Below are 21,647 nucleotides of genomic sequence, written 5' to 3' on the forward strand. Positions count from 1 at the left end.
CCCGATCTCCGGGCGGGCGGCGGTCGCCGTTGACGCGTGCGCTACATTTTGCCGGTCCTTGACCACCGATCCCCCGTGATCGCGACCTTTCGGAGCCGGCACCCCATGAGCGACATCGTCAACGGCCTCGGCCGGGCCGGCGCCTACGGCGCCCTGGGCGTGGTCCTGCTGATCCTCGGCATCGTGCTCGTGGACCTGCTGACCCCCGGGAAGCTCGGGCGCCAGATCTGGGAGGACCGCAACCGCAACGCCTCGATCCTGCTGAGCTCGGCCCTCCTCGGCATCGGCGGGATCGTGTTCACGTCGATCTGGACGACGTACGACGACTTCGGCAAGGGGCTCCTCTCCACGGCCGCGTTCGGACTGCTCGGCCTGGTGATGATGGCGGTGGCCTTCCTGGTCGTGGACCTGGTCACGCCGGGGAAGCTCGGCGCCACGCTCGTCGACCCCGAGCCGCACCCGGCGGTGTGGGTGACCGCCTCCTGCAACATCGCGGTCTCGGCGATCGTCTCCGCCTCGATCGCCTGACGCTCGCGGGCCCGGTCCGCCGCCGTCCGGGTCAGTCCGCCATCGGCTCCACCTCGAGGAAACGGCGCCCGCGCGGCCCCCGGTAGAACAGGGCCTCCCAGCCGAGCCGTGCCAGGGCCGGTACGCACGCGCCGAGTGCCGCCGCCTCCTCCTGGGCGGCGCCCGAGCCCGGCGGGCCGAGCCACTCCACGACGGCCGTGCCGGGCCGCTCCCCCGCGGTGACCCGGTATCCGGTGCCGGCGCGGCCGCCGGACCCGTCGACGGACGAGGGGGCGAGCCCGCCGCTCTCCAGGGCGAGGGCGACCGCGCGCACCGGCTGCCGGCGCTCCCACTCGGCGGGGGCGGCCTGAGGGTCGCCGCCCCGGCGGCCCGTCAGCCTTCTGATCTGGAGCAGCCCGTCGACGGCGGCGCGGATCTCGCGCGAGCGCTGCTCGGCGTCGGCCCCGGGCAGCGGCGGGCCGTCCCCCGTGGCCGCCTCGAAGACGCCCCCGCCGCCGTCCCGTGGGTCCTGACCGCCCGTCACAGCAGTCGCCGGATGTCGCCGCGGACGCGGTAGAAGCCGCCGGCGGCGGGGTGCAGGGAGTCCACCACGTACCGCGCGCCCGGTTCCCGGATGGCGCGCGGGAACTGCACGTTCCACCCGGAGTCGTAGCCCGCGGAGACGACCCGCACGCGGGTCCTACCAAACTCGGTCACGCACTCGACGACGACCGAGCCGGCCGGGGCGTCGTGGACGGTGGCCACGGCGGTGACGGTCGTCGCCGGCTCGTACACCGGCAGGGCGGCGGCCAGTTTGACGTCCCGGGCGACCGGGACCGTACCGCCCTTGGCGGCCTCGATCGCCGTCTCGCTCGCGTCCACGCAGACCAGCGAGCCGTCCGTGGTCACCAGGTAGAGCCGCTCGTCGCGGTACTGCATGGAGAGCGCCGACCCGCCGCCCGTGCCGAGCTTCCACAGCCGGGTGCCGTCCTCGGCGAAGCAGTAGACCGAGGAGGCCGAGTCGGCGGCGAAGACGAACCGGCCGCCGGGCGAGGTGGCGCAGGAGTACACGGGACTGTCGCAGGAGTACACGGCCTCCACGCGCCCGTCCTTCTTCGCGAGCCGCTGGACCTTCTTGCGGGACGTGCCCGCGTAGACCGCCGTGTCCTCCTGCCAGCCGAAGAGGACGCCGCCCTCGGTCGCGGTGTGCCACAGCTCGCCGCCGCCGTCCGGCGCGTGGGCGGCGACGCCTCGGGTGTCCCCGTAGTAGACGGCGTCGCCGTCGGCGCGGACCATCCAGGCGTGCTCGCCGAGGCCGCCGCGGGCCCACTGGTGCTCGTCCTCGTGGTCGATGACGGTCAGCCGGCCGGAGCGGTCGGCGACGTGCAGGACGCCCTCGTGGATGTCGAGCCAGAAGATGTCGACGTCGGTGGCGATGTCGTAGGCGGCGAAGGGGAGCTTGGACGACAGGTCGTACACCTTGCCGTCGTCGCAGCCCGCGTAGATCCAGAAGTCGTCGGCGACGAGGCACTTGACGCCGTCCGGCAGACTGAAGCGGGCCTGCACCTCTCCGGTGCGGTCGAGCGTGAACACGTCCCCCGCCTGGTTGCCGACCCAGCAGCGCTCCTCGTCGACGTGGATGCCGAAGGCCGCGGAACCGGTGCGGAAGCGCCAGAGGACCGGGGCGACGGCGCGGGCCGTGGAGGGCGCGGAGGTCACCTCGCGGCGGGTCACGGCGCGTGCGGCGCGCTGTCCCCTGACCGCCGGGGCGTACCCCTTGCGGACCTTCTCCCCTATCTTCTTCGCCGCCGCGGCCTGCGCCTTCGCGGCGGTCGGGAAGGTGGATCGCTGGGTCTGCCCGTCCGCTCCGATCCGGCCGTAACGGACCGACACCGTGAGGTCGTCGACGGTCACTTCGTAGAACTTGTGGGCACCGCCGCCGTCCTGCGACAGCTCCAGATAGGTCGTCGTCGTCATGGGGAAAACGGTAGGGGCACCCACTGACAACGGCCCGCCGTGAAGCCTTGGCCAAGGGACCAAAGGCCCGGACATTCAGGACTTTCGTCGCGGCATTCCGGACATTCACCCCTGTGACGATGGCGCTTGATGATCATCCGACGTGCCGTCACCTCCCCCTGGTGCGGCCGGAAGGGCCACATGACCGAGCAACTGAAGCGGCCCCTGCCCGTCCGCGTGCGCCGGCAGCCGGACGGCATACCCATGGACGACCTCTTCCGGTCGCGCCCCGCGCGCGCGGCCCTCCTCCCCCGCCGGCCGCCGCCCGACGAGCCGGACCTCGACGAGAGACCGGGGCCCGCGCTGCCCGGCTGGGCGGCCGTCCTTGCCGGTGCGGCGGCCCTCGCCGGTGCGGCGGCCGTGCTGTGGGGGGCGGGGGCGCCGGGCCGCGTCGTCCTGCCGCCCCGGGAGTGGGCCGCACTGGCCGGCTGCGTCGTCGTCGCCGTGGTCTCCTTCGGCGGGCTGACCCGCGGACGCACCGGATCCGCCTGGGTCCTCTCGCTGTTCGGCCGCTACCGGGGCAGCGTGCGGCGCACGGGCCTCGTCTGGATCAGCCCGTTCGTCCTGCGCCGCCGGATGGACGTACGGCTCCGGCACTGGCGCAGCGAGCCGATCGCCGTCGTCGACGCCGAGGGTTCGGCGCTGCGGGTGGTGGTCCTGGTCGTCTGGTCGGTTCGGGACACGGCCCGCGCGCTGTTCGCCGTCGACGACCATCTCGGCTATCTCCGCGAGCAGGTGGAGGCGGCGGTCGCGCGGGTGCTCTCGCAGCTGCCGGCGGACGCCTTCCGGAGCGACGCGCCGACCCTGCGGGACGCGGAGGCCGTCGGCGACGCGCTGACCCGCATGCTCGCCGCCGAGTGCCGGGCCGTCGGCGTCGCCGTCTTCTCCGCCCAGCCGACCCGCATCGAGTACGCCCCCGAGGTCGCCGCCGCCATGCAGCGGCGCCGCCTGGCCGTGCTCGACGCCAAGCACCGCGACTCCGTGCTCACCGGCGTCATCGACGCCGTGGACGACACCGTGACGCGGCTGACCTCGCGCGGGCTCGTCGAGCTCGACGACTTCGAACGCCAGGCCCTGGTGAAGGACTTGACCGTGGCCTTCTACACCCGTGGCGGCCCCGCCCCACAGGATCAGGAGTGACGAGGACCGTGCACACCCCCGACATCACCGCCCCCGAAGCCGCCCCGCTCGAACTCGCCGCGCCCGGGTTCACCGACGCCCTCCCCCTGGACTGCGCCTGCCCGGGGTGCGCGGAGGCCGCCCGCCACCGGGCCGCGGACGGACAGCGGACCGGGGCGGCCCTGCACGGCGTGCGGCGCGCGGTCGTCGCCACCGTGAGCGCGGTCGCCCTGGCCGGCGCCGCCTCGGGCACCGCGGCGGCCGAACCGGCTCCCGCGCACGCGGGCTGGGACGGCACCCGGTACTGGTTCAGGAACGAGGCCGGCGAGTGGCGCTGGACCGGCCACCAGGCGACGTACCTCCGGCGCACGACCGCCACGGCCGCCACGGCACCCACGGCACCCACGGCCGCCACCGGCGGCCGTTCCAAGAACCCCGTGTTCCGGGGACGGGAAGGCTGGGACGCCCAGGACCGCGTCTACTGGTACCGCTACCGCGGCCAGTGGTACTGGACCGGCCACGCGTGGAAGTACGAACAGCGGGCGGGGCGGCCCGGGAAGGCCTCGAAGCCGGCCGCGCCGCCCGGTGCGCCGCACGCGCCCTCCGGTTCCTCGCGGGGTTGGACGGCGCCGGTGTCCCCGTACCTCTTCACGGGGTACTACGGGCAGCGCGGCGCGTGGTCGAGGGGCTATCACACGAGGCAGGACTTCGCGGTGCCGACGGGCACGGCCGTGCGGGCGGTCGGCCCCGGCCGGGTGGTGCGCGCCGGGTACGGCCGGTCGTACGGCTACGAGGTGGTGATCCGTCATCCGGACGGCCGCTACACGCAGTACGCCCATCTCTCCGGGATCGACGTGGCACGGGGGCAGAGCGTGTCGGGCGGGCAGCGGATCGCGCGGTCGGGGGCGACGGGCCGGGTGACGGGTCCGCACCTGCACTTCGAGGTGCGGACCACGCCGTACTTCGGCTCGGACGTGAACCCGCTCGCCTATCTGCGCGGGCACGGCGTGCCCGTGTAGGGAGGGAAGGGGGCTCAGCCCGTCACGCGCTCGATCCAGGCGGTGAGGTCGGCGACGACCTCGTCCCGGTTGGTCTCGTTGAGGATCTCGTGGCGGGCGCCTTCGTAGGCGCGGTACGTCAGGTCGGTGAGGCCGGCCTGGCGGTACCGCGAGACCAGCAGGTCGGAGAGGGTGAGCCTGGTGTTGAGGGGGTCCTGGTCGCCGACGAGGACGCAGACCGGCAGGTCGGCGGGGATGCCGTGCGGGGCGGCGAGGCGGGCCGCCGCCGCCCCCATGTCGGCCATCCCCCGGTCGTCGGCGCCGAAGCCGCAGAGCGGGTCGGCGAGATAGGCGTCGACCTGCCGCTCGTCGCGGCTGAGCCAGTCCGCTTCCGTGCGGTGGGGCGCGAAGGCGGCGTTGAAGGCGTCGAAGACCCCGGCGCCCTCGCCGCCCTCGACGCCCTCCTCCGCGGCCCGGCGGGCGGCGTCCGCGAGTCCGGCGAGGAGGCCGTCGAGGGCCGTGGTGCCGGAGAGCGCGACGCCGTCGACGAGGGAGGCGTGGTCGAGCAGGTACTGCTGGGCGGCGAAGGAGCCCATGCTGTGGCCCACGAGGACCACGGGGGCGCCGGGGTGGCGCTCGCGGGCTATCCGGGTGAGCGCGGCGACGTCCTCGACGAGGAGGTTCCAGCCGTTCTCCCCGAAGTGGCCGGGGCCCGCGTGCATGGAGAGGCCGTGGCCGCGGTGGTCGGCGGCGTAGACGGCGAAGCCGAGCCCGGCGAGGTGCCCGGCGAGCGGGGCGTAGCGGGCGGCGTGCTCGCCCATGCCGTGCGCGATCTGGACGACGCCGCGCGCCTCCCCTTCGGGGAGCCACGTGTGGACGTGGAGGACGACGCCGTCCTGAGAGGTGAAGGTGAACATGCGGCTCCTGACTCCTGACTGCCGGCTCGACGCCACCGGGTCCGTGGTCCGGCCCGATGGCGTCGCGGCCACCGTAGTGACGTTCGGCGTGGCCGAGCACGGCGGGAGCGCAGTGATCCCCGTCTCACCCCACCGGGGACCCCGGCACGGTCGAGGGGCTGTTCTCCTTGAGCGTGATCCGGCCCTTGCGCAGGGTGGCCAGGCGGGGTGCCCGGCGGGCGACGGCGCTGTCGTGGGTGACCATGACGAAGGTCAGGCCGTGCTCCTTCCAGAGGCCTTCGAGCAGGTCCACGATCTCGTCGCGCATCGACTCGTCGAGGTTGCCGGTGGGCTCGTCGGCGAGCAGCACCTTGGGGCGCTTCACGAGCGCGCGGGCGATGGCCACGCGCTGCTGCTGTCCGCCGGAGAGTTCGGAGGGCAGGTGCCCGAGGCGTTCGCCGAGGCCCACGGACTCCAGCGCCTCGGCGGCCCGGCTCCGCCGCTCGGCGGTCCTGACGCCGAGCGGGACGAGCGCGGTCTCCACGTTCTCCTGGGCGGTGAGGGTGGGGATGAGGTTGAAGCTCTGGAAGACGAAGCCGATGTTCTCGCCGCGCACGGCGGTCAGCCGGCGCTCGGAGAGCCCGGCCAGGTCGGTGCCGTCGAGCAGGACCCGGCCGGAGGTGGGGCGGTCGAGGCCGCCGAGCATCTGGAGGAGCGTCGACTTGCCGCCGCCGGTGGGGCCCTGGATGACCAGGCGGTCCCCCTGCTCCAGGGTGAGGTCGATCCCGGCGAGGGCGTCGACTCTCGTCTGCCCCCGCCGGTACTGCTTGGTGACGCCGATGAGTTCGTACATGCTGCGACTCCTGTGGTGCGTGAGGGGTTCGGGCGCGTCCGGCGGCTCGGGGCCGGACGCGCCGGGGCGGTCCGCTATGCGACGCGGCGCAGCGCGTCCGCGGGGCGCAGCCGCGAGGCGCGCCAGGCGCCGAAGGCGCCCGCGACGAGGCCGCCGCCGAGGGCGAGGAGGACCGCGAGGCCCACGGTGGTGACGCTCACCGGGGCGGTGAGCGCGATGTCGACGCTCTTGCCGACGGCCGTACGGGCTCCGCCGGCCGGGCCGCCGAAGGCCATGCCGCCGCCCCGGCCGCCGAACCCGCCGGTGCTCGCGCCGAGTTCGGCGGTGAGGGTCGGACCGGCGGCGGTCACGGCGTACGCGCCGGCCAGACCGATCGCGATGCCGAGGGCGCCGCCGATGACGCCGTTGACGAGGGCTTCGCCGACGACCTGGCGGGTGACCCGGCCGCTCTTCCAGCCGAGTGCCTTGAGCGTGCCGAACTCGCGGACGCGGCGGCCGACGGCGGAGGAGGTGAGCAGCCCGGCGACCAGGACCGCGGCGAGCAGCACCGCGTACGAGAGCCACGTGCCGACGTCGGACGCGAGGCCGGCGGCGGTGTCGAGGGAGCCGGAGACCGTCTGGGCGAGGTCGGCGGAGGTGGTGACGGTGGTGCCGGAGACGTTCTTCTGGATGGCGGTCTTGACGGCGTCGATCCGGGTGGAGTCGGTCGCCTTCACGTAGATCGTGGTGATCTTGGCGGTGGAGGCGGAGAGCGTCTGGGCCTGCTTCAGGGGCAGGTAGACCTGGGCGGCGGACTGCCCGCTGTCGGCGGTGGCGATGCCGATGATGTCGAACTTCACGCCCTTGACGGCGAGTTGTCCGCCGACGGCCAGGCCCTGCTGCTGGGCGTAGGCGCTGTCGAGGACGACGGCCTTCGCGTCGGTCTCGGTGGTCTTGAAGGTGCGGCCCTGGGAGATCGTGGAGGTGGTGAGGGGGCCGAGGCCGGGGGCGGTGACGTCGGTGCCGTAGAGGGTGAAGGAGTCGACGTCGAAGGCCGCGCCGCCGCCGGCGACCGAGTCGCCGGGACCCGAGCCGCCGGTCCCGCCGCCCGGGCCGCCGGGCTGTGCCTGCTGCCCCTCGCCGCGCTGGATCCGGCCGCGCGTGAACTCACCGTTGATCTTCAGGTTGACGAGGCTCAGACCGCCCACGGCCTGCTCGACGCCCGGCTGCTTCGCGACCGTGGCGACGGTGGAGTCCGCGAGGGTCTGGAAGCCCTGGACCATCAGCCGGTCGCTGCTCTGCTCCTCCCCGTCCTCCTTGCCCTGGAACTCGAACCGGGGCCGCTGGGCCTGCCCGCCGCTCTCCGGCCGCTCCTGGGCCTTGGTCACCGTCAGGTCCGTGCCGAGGCCGTAGAGCGACTCCAGGACCTTGCCCTGCGCCCGGCTCATGCCGGAGGAGACGGAGTTGACGACGATGACCAGCGCGATGCCGAGTGCGAGCCCGGAGGCGACGACGAGCGCCGCCTTTCTGCGGCGGCGCAGTTCGCGCCGGAGGTAGGTGAAGAACATGAGCGCGAAGGTAGGGGCGGCGCGTGATGACGGGATAAGGCCCGCGTGAGAGCCGGATGAGAGCGGAACCTCGCCTACCGCCCGTTCGTGGTGGGAGAGTCGGCGGCATGACCGACCGTACGCCGTTCGCCTCGATCGACCCCGTGACCGCGCTGGTCGACGCCACCGGGACGTTCTTCGAGTCGGCTCGGGACGCGTTCCCCGGGGCCGTCGCCGCGGACTGGGAGCGGGCCGCCGCCCTCGACCCCGGCGCGTTCGGGCCGGAGGGGGCGTGGCGGCTGGACTTCCGGTGCTTCGCCGTCGCCGACCCGGACGGTGCGGGCTGGACGCTGATCGACGCCGGAGTGGGCCCCGCCGAAGGACCGGGGGCGCCCTGGTGTCCCGTGCCCGGGCGGCTGCCCGGCCTGCTCGCGGAGGCCGGGATCGACCGGGACGACGTGCACACCGTGGTCCTGACCCACCTGCACGAGGACCACACCGGCTGGGCGACCGGCGCCGACCGCCTGCCGTTCTTCCCGCGCGCCCGGTACGTCGTCCAGCGCGCGGAGACCGCCGCGCTCGACCGGGAGGACCCGGTGTGGTCGTGGGTGGTGGAACCCCTGCGCGCCGGAGGGCAGTTGTGGGAGGTCGAGGGAGAGCGGCGGCTGCGCCCCGGCGTCACCCTGCTGCCCACGCCCGGACACACCCCCGGCCATCAGTCGGTGCTCGTCGAACGGCCCGGCGGCCGGGACGTGCTGGTCACCGGCGACCTCCTCGTCCACGCCGTCCAACTCGCCGCCCCCTCCGTGGCCTACGCCCACGAACAGGACCCCGCAGCCGCACGGGCCTCCCGCGAGGAGTGGCTCGCGCGGGCCGCGGCACGCGGGGCGGTCCTGGCGACCGCGCACCTGACGAGGCCGTTCGTGGAACCGCCGGCGGCGGCGCCGTAGCGCGCGGCCGGAGCGGCGGCGGGTGAATCCCGTAGGGCGGCGCCGCCTTCGGCGCCCCGTCGGCTGGGGTTCCCGTAAGGCTGGGCAGTCGTCGTCGGCGTCGTCGGCCCGGGATCCCGTAAGGCGGCGCAGTCGTCGTCGGCGCCGTCGGCCGGAAATCGCGTAAGGCGGGGCCGTGCGGCGAGGAGTTCGTACGGCCAAGGGCCCGCACGGCCAAGGGCTCGCACGGCCAAGGGCTCGTACGGCCGAGAGCTCGTACGGCCGCCCCCGTGCGGTCAGTCGGCGGTCGGCGGGGCGTAGGCGAGGGGGTCGGCGAGGACGTCGTGGAGGACGAGGGCGGCGGCGCCGCGGGAGGCGTCGGTGGCGGGGGAGGCGGCGCGGAGGCGGCCGGCGTCGGGGTTCCAGAGGCCGGAGACGACGCGGGCGGAGAGTTCGGCCGCGAGGGCGGGCGCGAGCCACGGCATCAACCGGGGGTAGATGCCGCCCAGGACGACGGCTTCGGGGTCGAGGAGGTTCACGGCACCGGAGAGGGCGCGGCCGAGCATGCGGCCCGCGGCGCCGAGGGCCGCCAGGGCGCGCGGGTCCGCCGCCTCGGCGCGCCGTACGAGGTCGGGGACGCCGGTCGCCCCGGCCGCGCCGACGAGGGCGGCCTGGCCCGCGTACTGCTCCAGGCAGCCGCGGGACCCGCAGCGGCAGCGGGGGCCTTCGGCGTCGACGACCAGGTGCCCGATCTCGCCGGCGAACCCGTGCGCGCCGCGCAGGAGTTCGCCGTGGACGACGATCGCGCCGCCGACGCCGATCTCGCCCGTCAGGTGCAGGAAGGTCCGGAGGTCGCCGTGCGTGCCGAACCGCAGCTCGGCGAGGGCCGCCATGTTGGCCTCGTTGTCGGAGGTGAGGGCGAGGCCCTTCGTGGCGGGGCGGAGTGCGGTGAGGGCGTCGCCGAAGAGGCGTTCGGCGTCGACCTCGTTCCAGCCGAGGTTGGGGGCCTGCCGGACGGTGCCGCCGGAGACGAGGCCCGGCAGCGCGAGTCCGGCGCCCGCCGGGGCGAGCCGCAGTCCCGCGGCCGTGTCGAGGACCTCCGCGGCGATCCGGGCGGCTCGGGAGAGGACGTCGGCGGCGGCGGCGCGGTTGTCGAGGCGTTCGGTCCGGCGGACGCGGTCGGCGCCGGTGAGGTCGACGACGCAGACGGTGACGTAGTCGACGTTGATCTCGACGCCGAGTCCGGCGGAGCCGGTGTCGGCCGGCTTCAGTACGGTGCCGGGCCGGCCCGCCTGCCCGCTGAACGTCTTCCCCGACTCGACGAGGAAGCCCAGGTCGAGGAGCTGTTCGACGAGGGACGAGACGGCGGGCCGGGTGAGCCCGACGCGGGCCGCGACGGCCGCGCGGGTCGTCTCGCCGGCCTCGTGGACGGTCCGCAGGACGAGGCTCAGGTTGTGCCGGCGCACTCCCGACTTGTCGGCCTTGGGTTCCGTGGGCTGGTTCATGGTGAGCGAGAGCCTAGTCGCCCGTTTCGCTCGCGCGAAAACAGTTCGGTCACCGAACTCTTGTGGGTTAGGCTCCGGCCATGACGCTTCCGCGCGACTACCGCGGCCAGACCTGCGCCCTCGCGCGCTCGATGGAGGTCGTCGGCGAGCGCTGGACCCTGCTGATCCTGCGCGACGCCTTCTACGGGGTGCGCCGGTTCGGGGAGTTCGCAGCGCACCTGGCCGTGCCCAGGGCCGTCCTGACCGACCGGCTCACCACCCTCACCGAGGCGGGCGTCATGGAGCGCCGTCCCGAACCGGGCACCGGCCGCCGCGAGGTGTACGCGCTCACGCCCAAGGGCGTCGCCCTCTGGCCCGCCGTCCGCGCGCTCACCGCCTGGGGCGAGGAGTTCTACGCGGCGGACGGCGGCCCGCGCCGCGTCTTCCGCCACGCCGCCGACGAGGCCCCGCTCACCCCCGAGGGCCGCTGCACCGGCTGCGGCGACACCGTCCCGGTCACGGACGTCCTGGTCACCCCCGGCCCCGGGCTCGCCCCGCCGGGCCCGGACGCCGACCCCGTCACGGCGGCGCTCGCCCGCCCGCACCGGCTGCTCCACCCCCTGATCGCCACCACCGCGCCCGCGGGGCGCCCCACGAGAGGTCCACAGTCATGAAGATCCTGGTCGTCGGCGCCGGTGCCACCGGAGGCTACTTCGGCGCCTTCCTCGCCCGCGCCGGAGAGGACGTCACCTTCCTCGTGCGGCCGGCCCGCGCGGCCGCGCTCCGCGCACGCGGGCTGCGGGTCGTGGGCCGCGACGAGGAGTGGGTGCTGACGCCCCGCCTGGTCACGGCCGACGAGCTGGACGGCCCCTACGACCTCGTCCTGCTCTCCGTGAAGTCCACCGGGCTCGACCGGGCCGTCGAGGACATCGCCCCCGCCGTCGGACCGGACACGGCCGTCGTCCCCCTCCTCAACGGCCTCGCCCACATCGACGTCCTCAACGCCCGCTTCGGCGGGTCGGCCGTCCTCGGCGGCGTCGCCAAGGTCGTCACCACCCTCGACGACGACGGCGACATCCGGCGCCTCGCCCCGCTCGCCCACCTGGCGTTCGGCGAACAGGACGGCACGGTCTCCCCGCGCGTGGAGAAGATCAGGGCCGTCCTCGACGGGGCCGGGATCGACGCGCCGGTGCCGGAGCGGGTCATCACGGCGATGTGGCACAAGTGGGTGTTCATCACGACCTTCGGCGCCGTCACCAGCCTGATGCGCGGCACCGTCGGCGACGTGTACGACGCCCCGGGCGGACCCGCCCTCGGCCCCGCGGTCCTCGACGAGGCCTCCGCGGTCGCCGCCGCGGCCGGCCACCCCGTGCCGGAGGCCGAGCGCGCGGCCACCCTCGCCGTCGTCTCCGCATCCGGCTCGCCGCTGGTGCCGTCGCTCTACCGCGACCTCGTCGCCGGCCGCCCCACCGAGGTCGAGCACCTCTTCGGCGACCTGACGGCCCGGGCCCGCGCCCTCGGCGTGGCGACACCCCTCCTCGACCTGGCGACGCTGCACCTGCGGATCCACCAGCGCAGGGTCACGGCGCCGGCCGAGGCCGGCTCCGGGGCCTGAGGCCGGCTCCGGGGCCCTGCGTCGGATTCCCTGGCGTCGGATTCCGGCAGCGGGGCCTGACGTCGGGTTCCAGGCCTGGCGTCGGAGTCCGGCGGCGGGACCTGGGAGGCGAGCCGGGCCCGGGTCGGCGGCGGGTCGGACGCCGGCCCGGGCGCGGGGGTTCCTCAGGTGATGGACAGCGGGGCGCCCGGGGCGAGTTCGGCCGCGATGCGCTGGGCGACGACCTCGGCGGTGTTGCCGTCGGGCGTCGTCGCGGTCTTCGTCGTCGAGACCGCGATGGCGAGGCGCTTCGACGGCAGGTACGCCTGGATCGCCGCGTACCCCGAGAACGACGGGTTCTGGAGTACCCAGCCGTTCACGACGATGACGCCGAGGCCGAAGTGCTTGGCGGGGGTCTGCTTCAGGCAGATCGACGCGGGACAGGTGGGGCTCTGGCCGCCCAGGCCGACCGTGCCCGGGTTCAGCAGGGTGCGGTAGGCGCGGTGCGAGAGGAGTTCGCCGCTGCCGATGCCCTCGGCGGAGCGGGCCAGGTCGCAGATGTGGGTGGTGATGACGGCGCCCGGCGCGGTGGTCCACGACGGGTTCCAGAAGGTCGACTCCTCGTAGAACCCGCGGTCGGAGGTGAACGCGTGGAGGACCGGGCGCGGGATGTCGGGCGTGAAGTTGTTCCGGGTGTCGCGCAGCCCGAGGGGTCCCGTGACCCGCTCCTTGACGAACTCTTCGATCGGGACGCCGGTGATCTTCTCCAGCGCGGCGACCAGGAGGAGGTAGTTCGCGTGCGAGTAGCTCCAGCTGGTGCCCGGGTCGTACCAGAAGGAGTGGCGGAGCGGGTACGCGAGCAGCTCCTGCGGGGTCCACGCGCGGAAGGGGTGGGGCCCCAGCTCGGCGAGGAAGGCCGGGTCGGTGACGTAGTCGTGCAGACCGCTGGTGTTGGACGCGAGCATCCGCAGCGTGATCTCGTCGGCCCTGGGCAGGTCGGGGAGCCAGCGCTCCACGGTGTCGTCGAGGCCGACCTTCCGCTCCTGGACCAGCTGGAGCAGGGCCGTGCCGATGTGGGCGAAGGCCACCGAGCCGGCCCGGAAGTGCATGTCCGGTTCGGCCCGGACGCCGGTCATGGACTCGCCGAGCGCGTCGGTGACGACCTCGCGGCCGTCGACCGTGACCCTCAGCTCCACGGCGTTCAGCCGCAGGTCCTTCTTCGCCTTGCGAGTGATGTCCAGAACCCTGCGGGCCTGCCCGTCGAGCGGGCGTTCGGTCCGCACGCAGTCACGTCGGCCATGGCCGCCCGGCCCGGCGGCGAACGCCGGTGCGACGGCGGTGGTCTGCGCCGTGACGGCGAGCAGCGCGGCGCACAGGAGCGCCCTGTGGGTGCCCGTACGGACGCGTGGTCGCCTGCGGAGGAAGGAGGTGCGTGTCATGGCCGCACTATGTCCGCCGGCGCGCGCCTTCCCGACCGAACACTCCGCACGACGGGTCGGACCCGCCCGTGTGGGGCAGCCCGGAGTGGCGTTCGGCGGTACCCGCGGGCGGATCCCCCGCTACGGTCGGACGTCGCGGCGGCGGTACGAGTCGCTCGCCATCGGGGTGGAGTTGTGGACGGCGGTCGTACCGAAGGACACGCGGTCGTGGTGCGCCCGGCGCAGGGCCTCCTGCTCGACGAGCAGGCCCTCGGCCGTCTCCGTGCGGCCGGTGCCACGACGCAGCAGCACGACCGTCAGCAGGACTCCGATGCCACCGAATACCCCGAACGCGATCAGTAGCGCGACCACTGTGCCTCCCCCGTCGATACCTCGCCACGGTAGCCCGGACTCCCCACCACCGCCCCGGGAATCGGGGAACGGACTCCCCGGGCGTCAGCGGTAGTCCTCGGGATGACCCTGCATCCACGCGTTGATCTGATCGCGGGTTCCGATCAGCAGGCCCCGGTGCTTCTTGAGGTTCCCCAGGGAACGGTCTCCTTCGAGCTCGCCGTCGAGCTGCCGGATCCGGGCGATCGGCTCGGCGAAGTGGCCGGGCCCCTGCGGGTCGGCCTTCATGGCCCGGTCCAGGGTCTTGAGCTCGTCGTAGACCCGCCCGAGGACGTGCGAGCAGTCCGCGGAGGCGTCGCACGACTCGAACTGGGTCGCCTGGAGCCCGGCGAAGGCGTCGCGGACCAGCTCGGGCGGCCCCGACTCGGAGCCCGGGGCCGAACTCGGCACGGCGCTCGGCGCGCCCGTCGCGCCCGCGTCGGCGGCCGGTCCGCCGGCCTCCTGAGCGGTCGGCGCCGCCGGGGCGGTCGGAGCGGGCGTGCTCGACGTCGCGGTCGTGCTCGCCGGGGAACTCGCCGCCGACCCGCCCGCGTCGTTCCTGTCGGCCGTGCCGCAGGACACGCTCAGCGCGGCCAGGGCGACGGCGACGACCACCGCGCCCGGCATCGCGGACTTGGACATGGGACTCCCCCCTCGCACGGAACTCCCCCTGGCCCCCTGCTTCCTGATGACTGATCAGTCGACCCTAGAGCACCGCCTCACGGCCGAGGGCGGAGGGCGGGGTTCTGGCCGGATACCGACGTGGGGCGGGCCGGACCCGTCAGCGCAGCAGCGTCGGCGCCGCGGCGGTCAGGACGTCGTCGATGCGCTGCCAGGCGGCGGCGTCGCGGGCGAGCGGGGGCAGGACCTCGCCCTTCCCGGTGCCCCAGGCGGTGGCCACGGCGACGGGGTCGGTACCGGTCACGGCCCCGTGGGCGAGGGCCGCGGCGCCGAGGGCGACGAGTTCGTCGGCGGCGGGAACGACGACGGGGCGCCCGGAGAGGCGGCGGACGGTCTCGGTCCACGCCCGGCCGCGCGCGCCGCCGCCGACGAGGCGCAGCGGGCGGGCGCGTACGGCGGGGTCCGCGGGGTCGAGGCCGCAGGCGGCGAGGAGTCCGTCGAGGGCACGGAGCACGGTGAAGGCCGCGCCCTCGTAGGCGGCCCCGAGGACCGCGCGGGGGTCCGTGCCGTGCCGGAGACCGGTGACGAGCCCGGCCGCGTGGGGCAGGTCGGGCGTGCGCTCGCCGTCGAGGTACGGCAGGACCACGACGCCCTCGCCGGGCAGGGCGTCCTCCCGGTCCAGACCGAGCAGGGTGGCGAACCTGTCCACGGCGAGGGTGCAGTTGAGCGTGCACCCGAGCGGCAGGTACGTGCCGTCCGTGGCCGCGAACCCGGCGAGCCCGGGGTCCACCGGGCGGGCCCGGGTCGCGGCGAACACCGTGCCGGACGTGCCGAGGCTGACGACCGGGTGGTCGAGCAGCCCCGCCCCGCCGAGCCCGAGGCCCACGGCGGCCGCCATGTTGTCACCGGTCCCGGCGGCCACGACGACGCCACGCGGCAGGCCGAGCGCCTCCGCCGCGGCCGCGGTGAGCGTGCCGACCCGGGTGGCGCCGGACGGGGCCACGGCGGGCAGGAGGGCGGGATCGAGGCCGAGGAGATCGAGGATCTCGGGGTCGTAGGCGCCTGGCGGGGCGGCGGGGGTGGGGGTGAGGGTGGGAGTGGGGGTGAGAGCGGGCGCGATGCCGCTTCCTGCACCGGGGGCGGGGGCCGCGCTGAGGGCGGGGGCTGATGCGGTGCCGTCGCCCGCACCGGATACGGGGGTGCGGGCCGCGCCGAGGGAGGGCGCGGCGCCGGTGCCGGAGGCGCTGCCGAGGCCGGGTGCGCCAGGGGAGCCGGGTGCGGCTCCGGCGCGGGAAGCACCACCGGGGCCGGAGTCGCCACCGAGGACGGACCCACCGGGGGAGCCGGGCTCGCCAGAAGAGCCGATCGCGGTACCGGACCCGGAAGCGCTACCGAATCCGGGCGCACCCGGCGAACCGACGGCGCCGCCGGCCCCGGAAGCACTACGGGCGCCAGGCGCACCGCCGGCTCCGTCGACGCCGGCGCCTCGACCCGCACCGCCCACCCCGCCCGCACCGCCGGCGCCACCCGCACCGCCGGCTCGACCCGCGCCACCCACGCCGCCCGCACCCCCCACCCCGTACCAGCAGGTGCCCGAGGCGTCGCCGGGGTCGGTGACGGCGAGGCCGGTGAGGCGTTCGGTGAGGTGGTCGTGCGGGAGGCGGACGGCGGTGGTGGCGGCGGCGTGGGCGGGTTCGTGTTCGCGGAGCCACTGCCATTTGGCGGCGGTCATGGAGGCGACCGGGACGGAGCCGGTGCGCGCGGACCAGGAGGCGGGGCCGCCGAGGCGGGCGGCGAGGGCGGCGGCCTGGGGGGCGGAGCGGGTGTCGTTCCAGAGGAGGGCGGGGCGCAGGGGGCGGCCGTCGGGGCCGAGGGTGACGAGGCCGTGCTGCTGGCCGGCGACGGCGATGCCGGTGACGGAGGCGGCGGGGACGCCGGCTTGCCGTACGGCCGCGCGGACGGCCGTGACGAGGGCGTTCCACCACTCGTCGGGGTCGCTCTCGCGGGCGCCCCCGGTACCGGTGACGGTGTGCGGGGCGCGGCCCACGGCAAGGAGTTCGCCGGTCTCCGCGTCGACGGCGGCGGCCTTGGTGGACTGTGTGGAGCTGTCCACGCCGATCACGACAGAGCGGCTCGCGGGCACGCCCTCACCTCATCTCTCATCTCGTCGGGGCTGGCGCCGAGCGGCCCCGTCCCGTATTAGTTATCTCAGAAAACAAATCCCGCGGCCAGAGCAAGGATGCAAGGAGAGACCATGACGGAGCCCTTCTCCCCCACCCCCGAGGACCGGTTCACCTTCGGTCTGTGGACCGTCGGCTGGCAGGGACGCGACCCGTTCGGCGAGGCCACCCGGCCCGCCCTCGACCCGGTGGAGGCGGTCGAGCGGCTCGCCGGTCTGGGCGCGTACGGCATCACCTTCCACGACGACGACCTCATTCCCTTCGGCGCCTCGGAGACCGAGCGCGACGCGGCCGTCAAGCGCTTCCGGGCCGCCCTGGACCGCACCGGGCTCGCAGTGCCGATGGCGACCACGAACCTCTTCACCCACCCCGTCTTCAAGGACGGCGCCTTCACCGCCAACGACCGGGACGTGCGCCGCTTCGCGCTGCGCAAGACGCTGCGGAACATCGACCTGGCCGTCGAGCTGGGCGCCTCGGTCTACGTGGCGTGGGGCGGCCGGGAGGGCGCCGAGTCCGGCGCGGCGAAGGACGTCCGGGTCGCGCTCGACCGGATGAAGGAGGCCTTCGACCTGCTCGGCCAGTACGTCACCGAGCAGGGCTACGACCTGCGCTTCGCGATCGAGCCGAAGCCGAACGAGCCGCGCGGCGACATCCTGCTGCCCACCATCGGGCACGCGCTCGCCTTCATCGAGCGGCTCGACCGCCCCGACCTGGTCGGCGTGAACCCGGAGACCGGCCACGAGCAGATGGCGGGCCTCAACTTCCCGCACGGCATCGCGCAGGCGCTGTGGGCGGGCAAGCTCTTCCACATCGACCTCAACGGCCAGTCGGGCATCAAGTACGACCAGGACCTCCGCTTCGGTGCGGGCGATCTGCGCCAGGCGTTCTGGCTGGTGGACCTGCTGGAGACGGCCGGGTACGAGGGGCCGCGCCACTTCGACTTCAAGCCGGTGCGCACGGACGGCTTCGACGGGGTGTGGGAGTCCGCGCGGAACTGCATGCGCAACTACCTGATCCTCAAGGAGCGCGCGGCGGCCTTCCGCGCCGACCCCGACGTCGTGGCGGCGCTCGCCGCCTCCCGGCTGCCCGAGCTCGCCGTCCCCACGGCGGCCGACGGTCTCGCGGCGCTGCTCGCCGACCCCACCGCGTACGAGACGTTCGACCCGGACGCGGCCGCGGCGCGCTCGATGGCGTTCGAGCGCCTCGACCAGCTGGCCCTGGAGCACCTGCTCGGGGTGCGCTGAGCCGGCTCGCGCCGGGGGTCGGCGGCCGGCGAGCGTCGAGCGGCGGACGACCGGTTCCGGCTGGAGCACCACGTGCCGGTGCCGGTGGTCGGCCGCCTGGTCGCCGGTCTCCTCCAGGAGCAGTTCGGCGGCCTTGGCCCCGAGCGTGAGGGCCGGCTGCCGTACGGAGGTGAGGGGCACGGTCGCGGCGGCGGCGAACTCGATGTCGTCGTAACCGACGATCGCCATGTCCTCCGGGACCCGGACGCCCGCCGGGTCCGGCACCTGGTCCACGGAGCTGCTCGCCCGGCTCGCGCTCGACCCCGGACTGCCGCCCGCCCTGCGCTCCCCCGGCGACCCGGCGGGCGAACTCCTCCCGTACGTTGCCGAGTTCACCGGGCTCGCGGCCGGGACTCCGGTGACGGCGGTCGCCTCGCACGACACCGCGTCGGCCGTCGTCGCCGTGCCCGCGACCGCCCCGGGCGCCGCCTTCGTCTCCTGCGGCACCTGGTCGCTCGCCGGGCTCGAACCGGACGCGCCGGAGTTCCTCGCGCCCGGTGACATGCCGGAGCGGATACGGGCGCACTGCCGCCGCATCGGACAGCCCGCCCCGGCGAGCCGGGGGTCGGTGGTCCGCTGCGTCCTGGAGAGCCTGGCCCTCGCCCACCGGCGCACCCCGCGGCGGGCCGGCGAGCTCGCGGACCGGGAGATCACCCGGATCCACCTGGTGGGCGGCGGAGCCCGCAGCGAGCTGCTCTGCCGGCTGACGGCGGACGCCACCGGGCTGCCGGTGGTCGCCGGCCCCGTGGAGGCCACCGCGCTGGGCAACGTCCTCGTCCAGGCGCGCGCCGCCGGCCTGGTCGGCGATCTGGCCTCGATGCGCGCGCTCGTGGCGCGTACCCAGCCGACGCGCCACCACGTACCGCAGAATGACCCTGCCGTCCGTGCCGCCTGGGACGCGGCCGCCGCCCGACTCGAACCGTCCCCGAGGAACCCGTGATGCGCGTCGCCCTGTTCGTCACCTGCGTCAACGACGCCGTCTTCCCGGCGACGGGCGTGGCCACGGTCCGGCTCCTCGAACGGCTGGGCGTGGACGTCGACTTCCCCGCCGCGCAGACCTGCTGCGGGCAGCCCCAGTTCAACACGGGCTACCGCGCCGAGACCGCGCCGCTGGTGCGCCGCACGGTCCGGGCCTTCGAGGGGTACGACCACGTGGTCACCCCGTCCGGCTCGTGCGCGGCGATGGTCCGCCACCACTACCCGGGGTTCGGCGCGGAGGCGGCGGGCCTGGGCCCGCGGACGTACGAGCTGACGGAGTTCCTCGTGGACGTCCTGGGGGTGACGGACGTCGGCGCGTACTTCCCGCACAAGGTCACCTACCACCCGTCCTGCCACGGACTGCGGATGCTCGGGCTCGGGGAGCGGCCGCGGCGGCTCCTCGGAGCGGTGAAGGGCCTGGAGCTCGTGGAGCTGCCCGGCGCCGAGGAGTGCTGCGGCTTCGGCGGCACCTTCGCGGTGAAGAACCCGGACGTCTCGGCGGCGATGGGCGCCGACAAGATCGCGAACGCGCTGTCCACCGGCGCCGAGGTGCTGTGCGGCGCGGACAACTCCTGCCTGCTGCACGTGGGCGGGATGCTGAGGCGGCGGGCGGCGCCGCTGCGGGCGCTGCACCTGGCGGAGATCCTGGCGAGCACCGAAGAGGAGCCCTGGCGATGAGTGACGGGAAGGGGCGCGCGTCAGCGCTCGGTGAGGGGCGGCGGTCGGGCGACGGGCGGACCTTCGTCGGCATGCCGTCCTTCCCGAAGGCGGCGCGCACGGCGGTCGGCGACACGACCCTGCGGGCGAACCTCCGGCACGCCACGCACACCATCCGGGACAAGCGGGCGCGCGCGGTGGCCGAGCTGGACGACTGGGCCGCGCTGCGCCGGGCGGGGAAGGAGATCAAGGACCGGACGCTCCGTCACCTCGACACGTACCTGCTCCAGTTGGAGGAGGCGGTGACGGCCGCCGGCGGCACCGTGCACTGGGCGGCGGACGCCGCCGAGGCGAACAGGATCGTCACGGAGCTGGTGAAGGCCACCGGCGAGACCGAGGTCGTCAAGGTCAAGTCGATGGCCACCCAGGAGATCGGGCTCAACGAGCACCTGGAGGCCGAGGGCATCGCCGCGTACGAGACGGATCTCGCGGAGCTCATCGTGCAGCTCGGCGACGACCGGCCTTCGCACATCCTGGTGCCGGCCATCCACCGCAACCGAGGCGAGATCCGCGACATCTTCCTTGCGGAGATGGGCCGTTGGGGGCGTCCCGCGCCGGAGGGGCTGAGCGACGCCCCGGCCGAGCTCGCGGAGGCCGCGCGGCTGCACCTGCGGGAGAAGTTCCTGCGGAGCAAGGTCGGGATCTCCGGGGCGAACTTCATGGTCGCCGAGACCGGCACCCTCGTCGTCGTCGAGTCCGAGGGCAACGGCCGCATGTGCCTGACGCTGCCCGAGACCCTCGTCTCCGTCGTCGGCATCGAGAAGGTGGTGCCGACCTGGCGTGACCTGGAGGTGTTCCTCCAGACGCTCCCCCGCTCCTCGACGGCCGAGCGCATGAACCCGTACACCAGCACGTGGACCGGTACGACGGACGGCGACGGGCCGCGCGCCTTCCACCTGGTCCTCCTCGACAACGGCCGCACCGACGCCCTCGCCGACGAGGTGGGGCGGCAGGCCCTGCGCTGCATCCGCTGCTCGGCCTGCCTCAACGTCTGCCCCGTGTACGAGCGGGCGGGCGGGCACGCGTACGGCTCCGTCTACCCCGGCCCGATCGGCGCGATCCTCACCCCGCAGCTGCGGGGCACGGCGAGCGAGGTCGACGCCTCCCTCCCCTACGCCTCCTCGCTCTGCGGCGCCTGCTACGAGGTGTGCCCGGTCGCCATCGACATCCCCGAGGTCCTGGTGCACCTGCGCGAGCGGGTCGCCGGCGAGGGCGGCAGGGGCCACCGCCTGGAGAGGACGGCGGTCAAGGCCGCCACCTGGCTCCTCGACCACCCGAACGCGCTCGCGGCGGCCGAGCGCCTCGCATCCGCCACCCGCGCCCTCCATCCCAAGCGGCTGCCGGGCCCCGGCGCCGGCCCGTGGTCGGACCACCGCGACCTGCCCGACGTGCCCGCCGAACCGTTCCGCGACTGGTGGAAGAGGAACCGCACATGACGGAACCGCGCAGCACGGAACCGCCCGCGAAGGAACCGCGCACGACCGACTCCCGCGCGCGGATCCTCGCCCGGATCCGCGCGGCCGTCGCCGACGCTCCGGAGGCGCCCGAGGTGGTCCGCGCCTACCGCACCGACCACGTCGCGGACGACCCGGACGCCGTCCTCGACCTGCTCCACGAGAACCTCGCCGACTACCGGGCCCATGTGCACCGGACCGCGCCGGACGGGCTGGCCGGGCTGATCGCCCGGCTGCTCGCGGAGCACGGCGCGCGCAGCGTCGTCGTCCCGCCCGGGCTGCCCGACGCGTGGCTCGCCGCGACGGGAGCCGAGCGGCGGACCGACGGGCCCGAGCTGAGCCCGTACGAGCTCGACGCCGCCGACGCCGTGGTGACGGGCTGCGCGCTGGCGGTCGCGGAGACGGGGACGATCGTCCTCGACGGCGGTGCGGGGCAGGGGCGGCGGGCCCTCACGCTCGTGCCCGATCTGCACGTGTGCGTGGTGCGGGCGCCCGAACAGGTGGTGACGTCGGTCCCGCGGGCGCTCCCCCGGCTCGACCCGGGGCGTGCGCTGACGTGGATCTCGGGGCCGTCGGCGACGAGCGACATCGAGCTGGACCGGGTGGAGGGGGTGCACGGGCCCCGCACGCTGGAAGTGATCCTGGTGGTCGGCGGGTGACGGCGCACGGCCGGGCTCCGTGAGG

General features: G+C 74.9%; 20 protein-coding genes and 2 pseudogenes. 11 read left to right on the forward strand and 11 right to left on the reverse strand.

Features of this window, described 5'->3' with window-relative positions:
- The first annotated feature begins 105 nt into the window (after positions 1-105).
- Positions 106-528, forward strand: a complete 423-nt coding sequence (locus ACFCY7_RS33215; protein WP_376489785.1) for a DUF350 domain-containing protein — start codon at positions 106-108, stop codon at positions 526-528.
- A gap of 31 nt (positions 529-559) precedes the next feature.
- On the opposite strand, the gene ACFCY7_RS33220 is transcribed toward ACFCY7_RS33215, so the two are convergent.
- Both ACFCY7_RS33220 and ACFCY7_RS33225 read right to left on the reverse strand, forming a co-directional pair.
- Entirely contained in the window at positions 560-1,051 is a 492-nt protein-coding gene (locus tag ACFCY7_RS33220) for a hypothetical protein (protein ID WP_376489786.1), read from the reverse strand.
- The gene (locus tag ACFCY7_RS33225; protein ID WP_376489787.1) at positions 1,048-2,484 is read right to left on the reverse strand and encodes a WGR domain-containing protein; all 1,437 of its coding nucleotides are present in this window, start codon (positions 2,482-2,484) and stop codon (positions 1,048-1,050) included. Before ACFCY7_RS33225 ends, ACFCY7_RS33220 begins: the two co-directional genes overlap by 4 nt.
- Positions 2,485-2,613: 129 nt before the next feature.
- Between ACFCY7_RS33225 and ACFCY7_RS33230 the strand changes: the two genes are divergently transcribed.
- Positions 2,614-3,663 (forward strand): SPFH domain-containing protein, encoded by a 1,050-nt coding sequence (locus ACFCY7_RS33230; protein ID WP_376489788.1) that lies wholly within the window; start codon positions 2,614-2,616, stop codon positions 3,661-3,663.
- A complete protein-coding gene (locus ACFCY7_RS33235) occupies positions 3,660-4,661 on the forward strand; it encodes a M23 family metallopeptidase (RefSeq protein ID WP_376489789.1) in 1,002 nt (333 codons plus the stop codon). Before ACFCY7_RS33230 ends, ACFCY7_RS33235 begins: the two co-directional genes overlap by 4 nt.
- Before the next feature lie 14 nt (positions 4,662-4,675).
- Here ACFCY7_RS33235 and ACFCY7_RS33240 read toward each other — a convergent pair whose 3' ends face one another.
- The 3 genes from ACFCY7_RS33240 to ACFCY7_RS33250 form a co-directional block, all read right to left on the reverse strand.
- Positions 4,676-5,557 carry an alpha/beta fold hydrolase gene (locus tag ACFCY7_RS33240; protein WP_376489790.1) on the reverse strand — a complete coding sequence of 294 codons (882 nt, stop codon included), beginning with the start codon at positions 5,555-5,557 and terminating at the stop codon, positions 4,676-4,678.
- Between the two features lie 124 nt (positions 5,558-5,681).
- Positions 5,682-6,389, reverse strand: coding sequence for an ABC transporter ATP-binding protein (locus ACFCY7_RS33245; protein WP_376489791.1), 708 nt, complete (start codon positions 6,387-6,389; stop codon positions 5,682-5,684).
- A 74-nt stretch (positions 6,390-6,463) separates the two neighbouring features.
- Positions 6,464-7,936, reverse strand: coding sequence for an ABC transporter permease (locus ACFCY7_RS33250; protein ID WP_376489792.1), 1,473 nt, complete (start codon positions 7,934-7,936; stop codon positions 6,464-6,466).
- Positions 7,937-8,043: 107 nt separating this feature from the next.
- Between ACFCY7_RS33250 and ACFCY7_RS33255 the strand changes: the two genes are divergently transcribed.
- On the forward strand, positions 8,044-8,865 hold the full coding sequence (locus ACFCY7_RS33255; protein WP_376489793.1) for an MBL fold metallo-hydrolase: 822 nt from the start codon (positions 8,044-8,046) through the stop codon (positions 8,863-8,865).
- Between the two features lie 275 nt (positions 8,866-9,140).
- Here ACFCY7_RS33255 and ACFCY7_RS33260 read toward each other — a convergent pair whose 3' ends face one another.
- The gene (locus ACFCY7_RS33260) at positions 9,141-10,349 is read right to left on the reverse strand and encodes an ROK family protein (RefSeq protein WP_376489794.1); all 1,209 of its coding nucleotides are present in this window, start codon (positions 10,347-10,349) and stop codon (positions 9,141-9,143) included.
- Between the two features lie 80 nt (positions 10,350-10,429).
- On the opposite strand from ACFCY7_RS33260, the gene ACFCY7_RS33265 reads away from it, so the two are divergent.
- Both ACFCY7_RS33265 and ACFCY7_RS33270 read left to right on the forward strand, forming a co-directional pair.
- Complete coding sequence (locus ACFCY7_RS33265) at positions 10,430-11,002, forward strand: winged helix-turn-helix transcriptional regulator (RefSeq protein ID WP_376489795.1); 573 nt, start codon at positions 10,430-10,432, stop codon at positions 11,000-11,002.
- The gene (locus ACFCY7_RS33270; RefSeq protein ID WP_376489796.1) at positions 10,999-11,943 is read left to right on the forward strand and encodes a ketopantoate reductase family protein; all 945 of its coding nucleotides are present in this window, start codon (positions 10,999-11,001) and stop codon (positions 11,941-11,943) included. The genes ACFCY7_RS33265 and ACFCY7_RS33270 overlap by 4 nt, the downstream gene beginning before the upstream one ends.
- A gap of 164 nt (positions 11,944-12,107) precedes the next feature.
- Here the strand turns inward: ACFCY7_RS33270 and ACFCY7_RS33275 are convergent, their stop codons facing one another.
- The 4 genes from ACFCY7_RS33275 to ACFCY7_RS33290 all read right to left on the reverse strand — a co-directional run bounded on the left by ACFCY7_RS33275 (position 12,108) and on the right by ACFCY7_RS33290 (position 16,464).
- Positions 12,108-13,361 carry a serine hydrolase domain-containing protein gene (locus tag ACFCY7_RS33275; protein ID WP_376489797.1) on the reverse strand — a complete coding sequence of 418 codons (1,254 nt, stop codon included), beginning with the start codon at positions 13,359-13,361 and terminating at the stop codon, positions 12,108-12,110.
- Positions 13,362-13,481: 120 nt separating this feature from the next.
- The gene (locus tag ACFCY7_RS33280; RefSeq protein WP_376489798.1) at positions 13,482-13,712 is read right to left on the reverse strand and encodes a hypothetical protein; all 231 of its coding nucleotides are present in this window, start codon (positions 13,710-13,712) and stop codon (positions 13,482-13,484) included.
- Between the two features lie 84 nt (positions 13,713-13,796).
- A complete protein-coding gene (locus ACFCY7_RS33285; RefSeq protein WP_376489799.1) occupies positions 13,797-14,372 on the reverse strand; it encodes a hypothetical protein in 576 nt (191 codons plus the stop codon).
- Positions 14,373-14,511: 139 nt separating this feature from the next.
- Positions 14,512-16,464, reverse strand: coding sequence for an FGGY family carbohydrate kinase (locus tag ACFCY7_RS33290; RefSeq protein ID WP_376489800.1), 1,953 nt, complete (start codon positions 16,462-16,464; stop codon positions 14,512-14,514).
- Between the two features lie 141 nt (positions 16,465-16,605).
- Between ACFCY7_RS33290 and xylA the strand changes: the two genes are divergently transcribed.
- Positions 16,606-17,775 carry a xylose isomerase gene (xylA, locus tag ACFCY7_RS33295; RefSeq protein ID WP_376489801.1) on the forward strand — a complete coding sequence of 390 codons (1,170 nt, stop codon included), beginning with the start codon at positions 16,606-16,608 and terminating at the stop codon, positions 17,773-17,775.
- Positions 17,776-17,796: 21 nt separating this feature from the next.
- Here xylA and ACFCY7_RS33300 read toward each other — a convergent pair.
- Positions 17,797-18,027, reverse strand: a pseudogene (locus ACFCY7_RS33300) (substrate-binding domain-containing protein); the annotation flags it as partial.
- On the opposite strand from ACFCY7_RS33300, the pseudogene ACFCY7_RS33305 reads away from it, so the two are divergent.
- The 4 genes and pseudogenes from ACFCY7_RS33305 to ACFCY7_RS33320 all read left to right on the forward strand — a co-directional run.
- Positions 18,026-18,754, forward strand: a pseudogene (locus tag ACFCY7_RS33305) (FGGY-family carbohydrate kinase); the annotation flags it as partial. The pseudogenes ACFCY7_RS33300 and ACFCY7_RS33305 overlap by 2 nt on opposite strands.
- Positions 18,754-19,470, forward strand: coding sequence for a (Fe-S)-binding protein (locus tag ACFCY7_RS33310; RefSeq protein ID WP_376489802.1), 717 nt, complete (start codon positions 18,754-18,756; stop codon positions 19,468-19,470). The pseudogene ACFCY7_RS33305 and the gene ACFCY7_RS33310, both read left to right, overlap by 1 nt.
- A 71-nt stretch (positions 19,471-19,541) precedes the next feature.
- Positions 19,542-20,945 carry a lactate utilization protein B gene (locus tag ACFCY7_RS33315; protein ID WP_376489804.1) on the forward strand — a complete coding sequence of 468 codons (1,404 nt, stop codon included), beginning with the start codon at positions 19,542-19,544 and terminating at the stop codon, positions 20,943-20,945.
- The gene (locus ACFCY7_RS33320) at positions 20,942-21,622 is read left to right on the forward strand and encodes a lactate utilization protein C (protein WP_376489803.1); all 681 of its coding nucleotides are present in this window, start codon (positions 20,942-20,944) and stop codon (positions 21,620-21,622) included. Before ACFCY7_RS33315 ends, ACFCY7_RS33320 begins: the two co-directional genes overlap by 4 nt.
- Positions 21,623-21,647: the final 25 nt, after the last annotated feature.

Source organism: Streptomyces sp. NPDC056361, from assembly GCF_042262805.1.
Lineage (GTDB): Bacteria > Actinomycetota > Actinomycetes > Streptomycetales > Streptomycetaceae > Streptomyces.

Coding starts and splice junctions, on each gene's coding strand:
- ACFCY7_RS33215 (WP_376489785.1), top strand. CDS start 106: ATGAGCGACATCGTCAACGGCCTCGGCCGGGCCGGCGCCTACGGCGCC.
- ACFCY7_RS33225 (WP_376489787.1), bottom strand. CDS start 2,484: ATGACGACGACGACCTATCTGGAGCTGTCGCAGGACGGCGGCGGTGCC.
- ACFCY7_RS33230 (WP_376489788.1), top strand. CDS start 2,614: ATGATCATCCGACGTGCCGTCACCTCCCCCTGGTGCGGCCGGAAGGGC.
- ACFCY7_RS33240 (WP_376489790.1), bottom strand. CDS start 5,557: ATGTTCACCTTCACCTCTCAGGACGGCGTCGTCCTCCACGTCCACACG.
- ACFCY7_RS33245 (WP_376489791.1), bottom strand. CDS start 6,389: ATGTACGAACTCATCGGCGTCACCAAGCAGTACCGGCGGGGGCAGACG.
- ACFCY7_RS33250 (WP_376489792.1), bottom strand. CDS start 7,936: ATGTTCTTCACCTACCTCCGGCGCGAACTGCGCCGCCGCAGAAAGGCG.
- ACFCY7_RS33255 (WP_376489793.1), top strand. CDS start 8,044: ATGACCGACCGTACGCCGTTCGCCTCGATCGACCCCGTGACCGCGCTG.
- ACFCY7_RS33260 (WP_376489794.1), bottom strand. CDS start 10,349: ATGAACCAGCCCACGGAACCCAAGGCCGACAAGTCGGGAGTGCGCCGG.
- ACFCY7_RS33265 (WP_376489795.1), top strand. CDS start 10,430: ATGACGCTTCCGCGCGACTACCGCGGCCAGACCTGCGCCCTCGCGCGC.
- ACFCY7_RS33270 (WP_376489796.1), top strand. CDS start 10,999: ATGAAGATCCTGGTCGTCGGCGCCGGTGCCACCGGAGGCTACTTCGGC.
- ACFCY7_RS33275 (WP_376489797.1), bottom strand. CDS start 13,361: ATGACACGCACCTCCTTCCTCCGCAGGCGACCACGCGTCCGTACGGGC.
- ACFCY7_RS33285 (WP_376489799.1), bottom strand. CDS start 14,372: ATGTCCAAGTCCGCGATGCCGGGCGCGGTGGTCGTCGCCGTCGCCCTG.
- xylA (WP_376489801.1), top strand. CDS start 16,606: ATGACGGAGCCCTTCTCCCCCACCCCCGAGGACCGGTTCACCTTCGGT.
- ACFCY7_RS33310 (WP_376489802.1), top strand. CDS start 18,754: ATGCGCGTCGCCCTGTTCGTCACCTGCGTCAACGACGCCGTCTTCCCG.
- ACFCY7_RS33315 (WP_376489804.1), top strand. CDS start 19,542: ATGCCGTCCTTCCCGAAGGCGGCGCGCACGGCGGTCGGCGACACGACC.
- ACFCY7_RS33320 (WP_376489803.1), top strand. CDS start 20,942: ATGACGGAACCGCGCAGCACGGAACCGCCCGCGAAGGAACCGCGCACG.